Annotated in this window: 12 protein-coding genes; 3 read left to right on the forward strand and 9 right to left on the reverse strand. The window is 56.7% G+C overall.

The window, feature by feature from the left end:
• Positions 1 to 137 precede the first annotated feature (137 nt).
• The 6 genes from lepA to rpoE all read right to left on the reverse strand — a co-directional run bounded on the left by lepA (position 138) and on the right by rpoE (position 6116).
• On the reverse strand, positions 138 to 1937 hold the full coding sequence (gene lepA / locus ABY948_RS08150; protein WP_461482032.1) for a translation elongation factor 4: 1800 nt from the start codon (positions 1935 to 1937) through the stop codon (positions 138 to 140).
• A gap of 153 nt (positions 1938 to 2090) precedes the next feature.
• The gene (locus ABY948_RS08155; RefSeq protein ID WP_461482033.1) at positions 2091 to 3176 is read right to left on the reverse strand and encodes a S1C family serine protease; all 1086 of its coding nucleotides are present in this window, start codon (positions 3174 to 3176) and stop codon (positions 2091 to 2093) included.
• Positions 3177 to 3233: 57 nt separating this feature from the next.
• Entirely contained in the window at positions 3234 to 3680 is a 447-nt protein-coding gene (locus ABY948_RS08160; protein WP_461482034.1) for a SoxR reducing system RseC family protein, read from the reverse strand.
• A 58-nt stretch (positions 3681 to 3738) separates the two neighbouring features.
• Positions 3739 to 4785, reverse strand: a complete 1047-nt coding sequence (locus tag ABY948_RS08165) for a MucB/RseB C-terminal domain-containing protein (protein WP_461482035.1) — start codon at positions 4783 to 4785, stop codon at positions 3739 to 3741.
• Positions 4718 to 5374 (reverse strand): sigma-E factor negative regulatory protein, encoded by a 657-nt coding sequence (locus ABY948_RS08170; RefSeq protein WP_461482036.1) that lies wholly within the window; start codon positions 5372 to 5374, stop codon positions 4718 to 4720. The genes ABY948_RS08165 and ABY948_RS08170 overlap by 68 nt, the downstream gene beginning before the upstream one ends.
• Positions 5375 to 5531: 157 nt before the next feature.
• Positions 5532 to 6116, reverse strand: coding sequence for an RNA polymerase sigma factor RpoE (rpoE, locus tag ABY948_RS08175; protein ID WP_461482037.1), 585 nt, complete (start codon positions 6114 to 6116; stop codon positions 5532 to 5534).
• Positions 6117 to 6272: 156 nt separating this feature from the next.
• Between rpoE and nadB the strand changes: the two genes are divergently transcribed.
• Positions 6273 to 7895, forward strand: a complete 1623-nt coding sequence (gene nadB, locus ABY948_RS08180; RefSeq protein ID WP_461482038.1) for an L-aspartate oxidase — start codon at positions 6273 to 6275, stop codon at positions 7893 to 7895.
• Here the strand turns inward: nadB and ABY948_RS08185 are convergent.
• Both ABY948_RS08185 and ABY948_RS08190 read right to left on the reverse strand, forming a co-directional pair.
• Entirely contained in the window at positions 7876 to 8301 is a 426-nt protein-coding gene (locus ABY948_RS08185; protein ID WP_461482039.1) for a protein YgfX, read from the reverse strand. The two genes, nadB and ABY948_RS08185, sit on opposite strands and share 20 nt — an antisense overlap.
• Positions 8276 to 8521, reverse strand: coding sequence for an FAD assembly factor SdhE (locus ABY948_RS08190; RefSeq protein WP_461482040.1), 246 nt, complete (start codon positions 8519 to 8521; stop codon positions 8276 to 8278). The genes ABY948_RS08185 and ABY948_RS08190 overlap by 26 nt, the downstream gene beginning before the upstream one ends.
• A 99-nt stretch (positions 8522 to 8620) precedes the next feature.
• Between ABY948_RS08190 and ygfZ the strand changes: the two genes are divergently transcribed.
• Entirely contained in the window at positions 8621 to 9604 is a 984-nt protein-coding gene (ygfZ, locus tag ABY948_RS08195; RefSeq protein ID WP_461482041.1) for a CAF17-like 4Fe-4S cluster assembly/insertion protein YgfZ, read from the forward strand.
• Between the two features lie 56 nt (positions 9605 to 9660).
• Positions 9661 to 10068 carry a PGPGW domain-containing protein gene (locus tag ABY948_RS08200; protein WP_461482042.1) on the forward strand — a complete coding sequence of 136 codons (408 nt, stop codon included), beginning with the start codon at positions 9661 to 9663 and terminating at the stop codon, positions 10066 to 10068.
• A 43-nt stretch (positions 10069 to 10111) separates the two neighbouring features.
• Here ABY948_RS08200 and ABY948_RS08205 read toward each other — a convergent pair.
• Positions 10112 to 10519 (reverse strand): uracil-DNA glycosylase (locus ABY948_RS08205; protein ID WP_461482043.1); only part of this gene is annotated, 408 nt, incomplete at its 5' end.

Raw genomic sequence — 10519 nt, forward strand, 5'->3', positions numbered from 1 at the left:
ACTGTTCGCTTCGGCTTGTTCGCTCGCGTTGGCAAGACGACGTTTTCTCAGAAACAGCTTGTCCGCCAGCCAAACCACACCCGTCACAAAGGTGAGAACAACCAATACCAGTGGAAAATCAATATCCATCAAATACCTCAACTATCCGTTTTGAGTACGGCAAGGAACGCTTCCTGGGGAATTTCCACACTACCCACCTGCTTCATGCGCTTTTTACCTTCTTTCTGTTTCTCCAACAGTTTTTTCTTGCGCGTCACGTCGCCACCATAACATTTCGCCGTTACATTTTTGCGCAGCGCCTTTACCGTAGTGCGCGCAATCACGTGGCCGCCAATAGCCGCCTGAATGGCCACGTCAAACATCTGCCGGGGAATCAACTCGCGCATTTTTTCCGTGAGTTGACGTCCCTTGTATTGGGAGTTCGCCCGGTGAATGATCAATGCCAGTGCATCCACCTTATCGCCATTAATCAGTACGTCAAGCCTCACCAGCGGTGCCGCCTGGAAACGGGTAAAACTGTAGTCCAGTGACGCAAAACCCCGGCTGACCGATTTGAGTCGATCGAAGAAATCCATTACCACTTCGCTCATCGGCAACTCATAGGTCAGGGACACCTGACCACCGACAAACAGCATGTCTTTCTGGATCCCCCGTTTTTCCACACACAGGTTGATCACATTGCCGAGGTAGTCCTTGGGCACCAGGATATTGGCCTCACACAGGGGTTCCCGCATCTCGTCGATATAGGCGGGGTCCGGCATATTGGAGGGATTGGACATGTGGATGACGGAACCATCCGTCTTCAGGACTTCATAAATGACCGTGGGTGCGGTGGTAATCAGATCGAGGTCGTATTCCCGCTCCAGGCGTTCCTGGATGATTTCCATGTGCAGCATGCCCAGAAAACCGCAACGGAAACCGAAGCCGAGGGCATCAGAACTCTCCGGTTCATAAAACAGCGAGGCATCATTGAGGGTCAACTTGGCCAGCGCATCCCGAAAATCTTCAAAGTCATCTGAGCTGACCGGAAACATACCGGCATAAACCTGCGGCTTGACGCGCTGAAAACCGGGCAATGCAGCGACATTAGGCGTATTGCTGTGGGTGAAGGTATCACCCACCGGAGCGCCGTGGATATCCTTGATCCCCGCCACCACAAAGCCCACTTCCCCTGCCCTGAGGACACCGGTGTCCTTGCGTTTCGGCGTGAACACGCCGACATTGTCGACCACATGGGCTTTGCCAATGGATTTGGCTATCAGTTTATCCTTAACCTTCAGAGTACCCTGGGTAACTCTTACCAGCGAAACTACGCCCAGGTAGTTGTCAAACCAGGAATCAATGATCAGGGCCTGCAGCGGTGCATCCACATCCCCGACCGGAGCCGGAACCTTGGCCACCAGCTCCTCAAGAATCTCATCAATGCCCAGACCGGTTTTGGCACTGCAGCGCACCGCATCGTGGGCATCGATACCGATAATGTCCTCAATTTCCGCCATGACCTTTTCGGGGTCGGCCTGGGGCAAATCCATCTTGTTCAAGACCGGGATAACCTCCAGCCCCTGGGCGATGGCGGTATAACAGTTGGCGACGGATTGCGCCTCGACCCCCTGCCCGGCGTCCACTACCAACAGCGCGCCTTCGCAGGCTGCCAGTGATCGCGACACCTCATAGGAAAAGTCCACATGACCGGGGGTGTCGATAAAGTTGAGCTGGTAGATTTTGCCGTCTTTCGCTTTGTATTCCAGCGTCACGCTTTGGGCTTTGATGGTGATACCGCGCTCCCGCTCGATATCCATGGAATCGAGAACCTGTTCGGCCATCTCCCGTGCCTCCAACCCACCACAGACCTGAATAAAACGATCGGCAATAGTGGATTTTCCGTGGTCAATGTGGGCGATAATGGAAAAATTTCGGATGTGGCTTAGATCTGACACAGCGGCCTATTCTGATAGGGGACTGAAAATGTCCGGGGTTAATTTCAGGCCGTGCAGTCTAGCGTATTTACCCGATACACGCTACGAATTGCGCGAAGTTGCCCCCCGCTGGCGGGTCGCAACCCGGGGCAAAACGATATGGCATGGATCCACTTATTGGGCCGATGGCGCTGACTCGGGAAGTTCACCAATAGTGATGGTCACATGTTGCCGAGCTACGCCCCGAATGAGCTCTGCGACCACTTTGCTACCCGGCACCAGCAAACCGGCAATTTGCGGCAAGTCTCCCGGCTCAACAATCTGCCGCGCATCGAGGGTCAGGAAGATATCCCCCGCTCGAATACCGGCAGCCCCGGCTGGACTGCCAGGTTGCACATGGGCAACAAACGCGCCGAAAGCGTAGTCGAGTCCGGCGGCCTTGGCCATGGCTGGGGTTACCTCCTGCACATACACCCCCAGCCAACCGCGCGCCACCCTGCCATGGGCCTGTAATTGCCGGATGACATCCTCGGCCATAGCTGAGGGAATAGCGAAGGACAAACCAATGGAGCCACCTCCGGGGCGGGAAAATATCTGTGAATTGACACCCACCACCTGACCCTGCAGATTCAGCAGCGGGCCTCCGGAACTGCCGGGGTTAGTCGCTACATCGCTCTGGATAAAAGGGACATAGTTGTCGCCACCCTCAGTGGGAATGCTGCGCCCAATGGCGCTAATGATCCCGGCACTGGCACTGTAATCGAGGCCGAAAGGGGCACCAATAGCCACCACCCACTGCCCCACCCGGGCATTGTCAGAGGAAGCGAACCGGAGAACCGGCAATTCCCGGGCTTCAATTTTCAGTAGCGCCAGGTCAGAGCGGGGGTCCATGCCAACAACCCGAGCATCGTATCTGCGGTGATCAATCAGTTTGACGCTGATCTGGGCGGCCTCTGCAACCACATGCTGATTGGTCAGTACATAGCCATCCTCAGAAATAATAAAACCCGAGCCGGTCCCATGGGACGCCTCAACCTCATCGGGACGATGCTCGAAAAAATCGTGATAGGTATCAGGTAGGGATTGCTCCGATAGCGACGGGGCAGTCTGGCCAGCAGAGGCCTGATAGGTATCGATTCTGACCACAGCAGGCGAGGCGCCGGTAATCAGTTCATTAAAATCCGGCCAGTCATGGGCTAATGCCTCACTAGAAAAGGTGAAGGCAGCTAATACCCACAGAGCAAAACGATGACGTGGCATAGTGTCCCCCATCCGGATGGGCTTTCATCACCGGAACGATACTCAGGATTGAAACTGCTAGGAGTGGCTGAGCTGTTCCAGAAGTATTGGTTGCACCCGGCTATTATTTTTATTCACCATTGAATGCAATCTTGCGATCAGGCCGCCGCCAAACAGGCCCAGCGCGGCACCACATGCGACCATAATATCCGAGGAGGAAACGGATGCCGCCAGAGCCGCGCCTGCAACCAGCAGCACCAGCGGCAACAGATAAATCAGCAGCGTACCGCGCACCAGCACGTCCTCTGGTATACCGATGACCACCTGATCATCCGGGTGCAGGTTGCGGATATCACAGTCTCCCGGCAACACCCGGATGGCGGCCGGTTTGCCTGCAAAACGGGCAAGCACCCCCTGTCCACAGCCTTTTTGTAGCGCACAGCTGTGGCAAGCGGAGCGCTGGATCGTCTCGACCCAAAGGCCGTCTGTTTCCAGCGCAATAACTCGTCCGGTTTCCTTGATCACGCGTCTAGTGACTCCTGATGGAAATATTCATTGGCCGCGGGGTGCAGCCCGCAGCAGCTTAGGGTGCCGGGGTTTTCGGCATTACCGATTGCGTTACCAGTTTTGCCGTCTCGACGGGTATTTCACCGACCACACAAACGACATACTGGCGATTATTTGCGCTGAGACGGGACAAGTATGCCACTGTTGCACCCCGTTGCGCCTGCATTTGGGGGAAGTTGGCGGCCATCTCCGGATCGACGAAAAGTGAAAAGACAGAGAGCCCATCAGTAAAGATCAGTGTTTCCCTGCCATTTTCAGTAGAGATTTCGTGGCCTGCCAGGCTGTAACCCGGCGGCAACCAGCCGGGACTCCAGTTTGGTGTGGTCAGTTGCAGCGCGCCGTGATCAAGACAGGGCGCCGCATCGGGAGAGACCCGTTGGGGTTCATCTGTGTCCGCACCGAGATCTGCATCAGCAATGGCGCCCCCAACCTGGACGTCCACGTACTGGAAGCGCTCCAGCACACGATTGTTGCTCCCAACCAGCATGGACTGCAGCAACAGTCCGGTGTCCTTATCGATGCCGAGCACATAGCCGTAGCGATGCTCATCCAGTGGCACCACATGGAGGATGTTCACCTCCCGGCCCGCGATCCGGTCATCCGGCTTGACCTGAACACTGTAGTACTGGTCGAGATGATGTTTTGCAATATTGGCGATGCCCGCCGCGTTATCGCGCAACATGGCATCGCCCAATCGCTGGCAGTTAACGTCATCACCGCGGCGGATGACTTCCTGTTTGGGGCCGCTGAGCAAAATCAGGCGCTCTACTTCCCTGCCCTGCCGGATGGCGTGGAAGACTTTGACGGTTTTCAGCGTGCCGCCGTGCTCATAGGTGAAAATGCCGGTGTAATTCAGGTGGCGGTTGGCAACCGCCATTTGCTTCAGGAGTTCCTCTCCCGAAGCGGCGAGTTCAACGGCATGGGCTTGTGCTTGTAAAAAAACACCGGCAAGGATAACGGCACAACACCTTGTCAGAAACATGAATGAGTTGAAATCAGTTGTCCTGGGAGGCAGGCATGCGCGCATAGGGCAACATACCCTGGTTGGTGTTGAACGCGGCATGTTCGGTGTGGCGGGTCATCAGCTCGTTCAGGTAGGCCTGAACCTGTTCCCTTGTCACGTCGTTCGGGGCCATTTCCTTGACGACGATCACCGGCTGCGATGTGACCCGGTGGCTATCCGGTTCCGAGCTGGCACTGACAGTACGAGCCGTCACTGCAGGAATACCAAAATCAGCCGCTGTTCTGAGCTGGGGGTTGACGAAATTCACCTGTACGTCATCGACAGCGGCAACCGGGGCAGTCACCCCGTTGGGCTGACTGTACTGCTGCACGCCGACAATGGCTACCGCAGCCACCGAGGCGGCAATGGCAAAGCGACCGAGGGGTTTCATCATGCGGGAAATTGCAGCGCTTCGACCCAGTGCCGGCTCGGCTTCAAGTGCGGCCCGGATGGAGGCTGAATAATCAATCACCTGGGGGGGCAGATCCCTGCGCATGGCCGCAGCGGCCAGTTGGTAGCGACGCCAGGTATCGCGCAATTCATCAGATTCAGAGGCGATTTTAAGTATGCGGTGGAACTCCAGTTCGTCGGACTCACCATCCATGAGTGCAGAAAGGGACTCTTTTTCGCGAATGTTATGGTCACTCATACCTGAAACCTGCCTTGTCTGAGGTTGTTTTAGTCTGCCACACAGCGGCGCAGAGCTCTACAAATATCGCCACACCAGCCGCCTACTGCATCCACTGCCAACTGGAAGTCACTGGTGAGACAGAGTGTCCGGGGAAAGGTTCAATTGTGGCGACACACTACCCTTCCAGCATCTTGATTCTCTGATCGATGGCTTCCCTCGCCCTGAAAATACGCGACCTCACCGTACCTACCGGACAATCCATGACCTCGGCAATTTCTTCATAACTGAGACCTTCGAATTCACGCAAAGTTACCGCGGTGCGCAGGTCTTCCGGGAGATTTTTTATGGCCTGATCGACTGCGGCCTCGAGTTCGTCCCGATACAGGAGGTTTTCCGGGGAGTCGATATCCCGGAGGCGTTCGCTGCCTTCAAAATAATCCGCCTCCTCCGCATCGACATCACTGGCTGGGGGGCGGCGATTCTTGGCCACCAGATAATTTTTGGCAGTGTTGACGGCTATCCGGTACAACCAGGTATAAAACGCGCTCTCACCTCGAAATTTGGCGAGTGCCCGGTAGGCTTTGATGAACGCCTCCTGAACCACATCGTTGACCTCGTCAAAATCCTTGACGTAGCGACTGACGATGGCATGAACCTTGTACTGGTACTTCATGACGAGCAGGTCAAAGGCGCGCTTGTCCCCTTTCTGGACACGGGCGACCAATAACTTGTCTCTGTCTGCTGCCTGTTCGGCTTCCATAACTACTCCAGTAAATACCCACGGCCTACAGGCAGTTGTGCTAGACAATGCCTGAGGCAAATAGTTCGTGGGCAAGCGGTGATATGACACCAGTATTCATTTTCGGCCCGCTATACTATCATGCCAACCATTCCATTCTAGGACCTGGCCTCGTCGATGAATAAAACGTGCCACCACGATGTGTTGGTCATTGGCAGTGGTGCCGCTGGTATGACCGTTGCCCTCCAACTGGCCGACAAATACCGCATTGCCCTCCTCAGTAAAAGTGCCATCCAATCCGGTTCCACCTGGTATGCCCAGGGGGGCATCGCCGCCGTTTTCGACACCGAGGATTCCATCGAATCCCATGTCCAGGACACCCTGGCTGCCGGTGCCGGTCTCTGCCACGAAGATGCCGTTCGTTACACCGCTGAAAACGGTCCGGACGCCATCCGCTGGCTGGTCGAACAAGGGGTCAAATTTACCCTCAACGACGACAACAACGATTATCATCTCACCCGTGAGGGCGGCCACAGCCACCGCCGCATTCTGCACACCGCCGACGCGACCGGCCGGGAAGTATCCACCTCCCTGGCTGCACAGGTTTTGCAACATCCTTCCATTGAAGTTTACGTGAACCACGTGGTGGTGGATCTGATTACCCAGGCCGACAGCGACTCCAGCCGGGTCCGCTGCACCGGGGCCTATGTGCTCGACAACCGGGACGACCGGGTTTGTGTCTTCCAGGCCAAGGTGGTGGTACTGGCCACCGGCGGAGCCAGCAAAGCCTATTTATACACCACCAACCCGGATGGCGCGTCCGGTGACGGCATCGCGGTTGCCTGGCGTCGCGGCTGTCGGGTCGCCAATATGGAGTTCAACCAGTTCCATCCCACCTGCCTGTACCACCCCAATGCCAAGGCTTTCTTGATCACCGAGGCCCTGCGCGGCGAGGGCGCCTACCTGAGGCTGCCCAACGGTGAGCGCTTCATGGACCGATTTCACCCGGAGGGAGAACTCGCCCCCCGGGACATCGTCGCCCGCGCCATTGACCACGAGATGAAACGTCTCGGCAGCGACTGTGTCTTTCTCGATATTTCCCACCGCTCCCCGGCGTTTCTGGAAAGTCACTTTCCCACCGTCAAAGCCCAGTGCCTGGCCTACGGTATCGACATCACCCGTGAGCCCATTCCCGTGGTGCCGGCGGCGCATTACACCTGCGGCGGCATCGTGGTAAACAAAAAGGGCCAGACCGACCTGTGGAACCTGTATGCCATCGGCGAGACCGCTTTTACCGGTCTGCATGGCGCCAATCGCATGGCCAGCAACTCCCTGGTGGAATGCGTGGTGTACGGACAGGCGGCCGCACAGGCCATCCGCGAGAGCATCGACCGCATTGGCGATCCCGAACCGGCGCGCCCCTGGGATGAAACCCGGGTTACCCATTCCGATGAGGATGTGGTGATCTCCCACAACTGGGATGAACTGCGCCGCTTTATGTGGGACTACGTGGGCATTGTTCGCACCAGGAAGCGTCTCGAGCGCGCCCACCACCGGGTAAAGTTGTTGCAGCAGGAAATCCAGGAGTACTACAGCAATTACAAGATCACCCGGGACTTGCTGGAACTGCGCAACCTGGTGCTGGTGGCGGAGCTCATCATTCGCTCCGCGGAACAGCGCAAGGAGAGCCGCGGCCTGCACTACACACTGGATTACCCTGAGACCTCGCCGATCGCCAAGGACACCATCATGGTGCCGATCAACTTTGCGGCGCAGAATATTATTGTCCGGAAGAACTAGCCCGGCCCAGCAACAACAGCTGCCGCAACCGGCGCAACTCATCGGCACTGGCGCTATCCGGTAGCAAGGCGAGCGAATGGCGGCGCCATCCGTTGCGAAAGACCAGCAACAGCATACCGAAAAGCCGCTGGTAACTGATGAGTTCCACGGGGGTTGGCCCCTGTGACGACGACAGCGACCACAACCCGTCCCGACAGCACAGACCGGTAAAACCCGGCCTCCTCCACCGCCGCAGGCAAATGGAAAGGCCGCATAACACCACCATGGCCAGCACCAGGAGGCGCCAGCCGGACAACGGACTGAACCACAACAGCGCGAATACCAGTATGTGGATCGAAAGAATCCAGGCCAGCATCAGCCGGGAGGGCCGAACCGCAACCTCAACGTGTCTGTGATCTCGTGTCACGGATGATCTGCACTATTTTTTGCAAATCCGGGTCTTCCGGGTCCTCGCGGCGGAGGAACCAGCCAAACATATCCTGGTCTTCACAATCCAGCAGGCGGTGATAGCGCTCCTTGTCCTCTTCCTCCAGGCTCGGGTAAATCTTGTCCAGAAATGGCAGCAAGACCAGATCCAGCTCCAGCATACCCCGGCGGCTGGCCCAGAAAAGTCGGTTTCTCTCCATCAGTTCGCACCTTTCGGTTGTGTTTCAAGGCTGGGCATTATAGTGGATCGGCCATGGTTAACCCACTAAGATAATCACCCTCTCTATCGCGGAATAACTATGAGCAGCTGGCAGGCAATTTTCAAGCAATCAGGCGCCCTCTACGAACAGCCCCAGATGCTGTCTTTTGGGGAACATCCCACCGATTATCCAGGGCTGCTCGGGATGGCCACCGTAACGCCCCTGGTACACCTGGGCCTGGTTTCCATTGAGGGTCCGGATGCCGGTCGCTTCCTGCAGGGCCAGCTGACCTGCCATGTCCCGAAATTAAACGTCGGCGACAGCCAGCCCGGCGCCTGCTGCAACGCCAAGGGGCGCATGCTCAGCAATTTTATTCTGTACCGGACGGAGGAGCAGCGCTATCTGCTGCAAATGCACCACTCCCTGGTCAAGCCCACGCTGGAACACCTGGCCAAGTACGCTGTGTTTTTTAAAGCCCAACTCACCGATGCCAGTGACCAGTATCTGCCACTGGGTCTTTCCCCGGCAGGCGATCACAGCCTGCCGACGGCTATAGACATCTATACCGCACACAGCTTGAGTGATGGCAGAAAAATACTGCTGGTTGAACAGGGCGCGCAAACCGCCTGGCAGGCGCTTGCCAACTTGGCCAAACCCACAGGCACGGAATTCTGGCAGCTTCAGGATATCGCCGCCGGACTGGGGTACGTGCAGCTGGAAACCGCGGAAATGTTTATCCCGCAGATGTTGAACCTGCAGGCCATCGATGCCATCAGCTTCAGGAAAGGCTGTTACACCGGACAGGAAGTGGTGGCACGCATGAAATACCTGGGCAAGCTCAAACGGCACATGTATCGGATTGCCATTCCGGCGGGGAATCAGCTGCTGACACCGGGCACTGCCTGTTACTTGCCCGGTACTGAACAGAGTGTCGGCAATCTGGTCCAGGCAGCCCGGTGCGCAGAGAATATTGATTTACTGGTAGTTCTCACTGACGAGGCGGCAAGTAGCCATCAACTGCTGCTAGGCAGCGCTCATGCCACCGAGATTACGCATCTGGATACTCCATATAGTATTGATTAATCATATTGTTATAAAGTTTATTTAATATGTATTCTAATTTATAGGGATTCGCTTCAATGCTCGACTGGCTGTCGCATAACCAGACCCTGCTCACCTGGCTGAGCGTTATATCACTGGTGACATTTGTCGCCAGCCTGCTGGCGTTACCCTGGCTGGTCTCATTGATCCCGGCGGACTATTTCCACCACCAGCAGCGCCACCCGGCCCCCTTTAAAGAGCGTCACCCCGTCACCCGGCTGTTGCTGCTGATGGGTAAAAATCTGCTGGGATTGGTGCTGCTGTGCGGCGGTATCCTGATGTTATTTTTGCCCGGCCAGGGTTTGCTCACGATCGCCATGGGCATGTTGCTGCTCGATTATCCGGGTAAATACCTACTGGAGCGGCGCGTGGTCGGGCATCCCTCGGTACTCAAGGGACTCAACTGGCTGCGCAGCAAGCGCGACCAGCCACCCATTGAGCTGTAGCGCCCGACGCCCCCCAATGGCCTGCCGGACTGTTGCCCTGAACTCAAACGGTGTCTTCTACTGCAACTTCCGCTAATTGCTGGAGACTGGGCAGTTGCCAGTCTATGGGAGGCAAACCCTGCTGGACCAGATAGGCGTTGGCTTTCGAAAAATGGCGGCAACCCAAAAAACCACGGTGGGCGGACAGCGGAGAGGGATGCGGCGCCTTCAGGACAAGATGGCGCCTGGCATCAATGAAGGCACCCTTTTTCTGGGCATAGCTGCCCCAGAGCATGAACACCAGGCCTTCACGCCGATCATTCAAGGCACGGATGGCGCAGTCCGTAAACTGCTCCCAGCCCTTGCCCTGATGAGACCCGGCATTGCCGCTCTCCACCGTCAGGGTGGCGTTTAGCAACAGCACCCCCTGATCCGCCCAATAGGTCAAGCAACCGTGTTGTGCCGGGTTGAT

The organism is Porticoccus sp. (genome assembly GCF_041592135.1).
Taxonomy (GTDB): domain Bacteria; phylum Pseudomonadota; class Gammaproteobacteria; order Pseudomonadales; family Porticoccaceae; genus Porticoccus.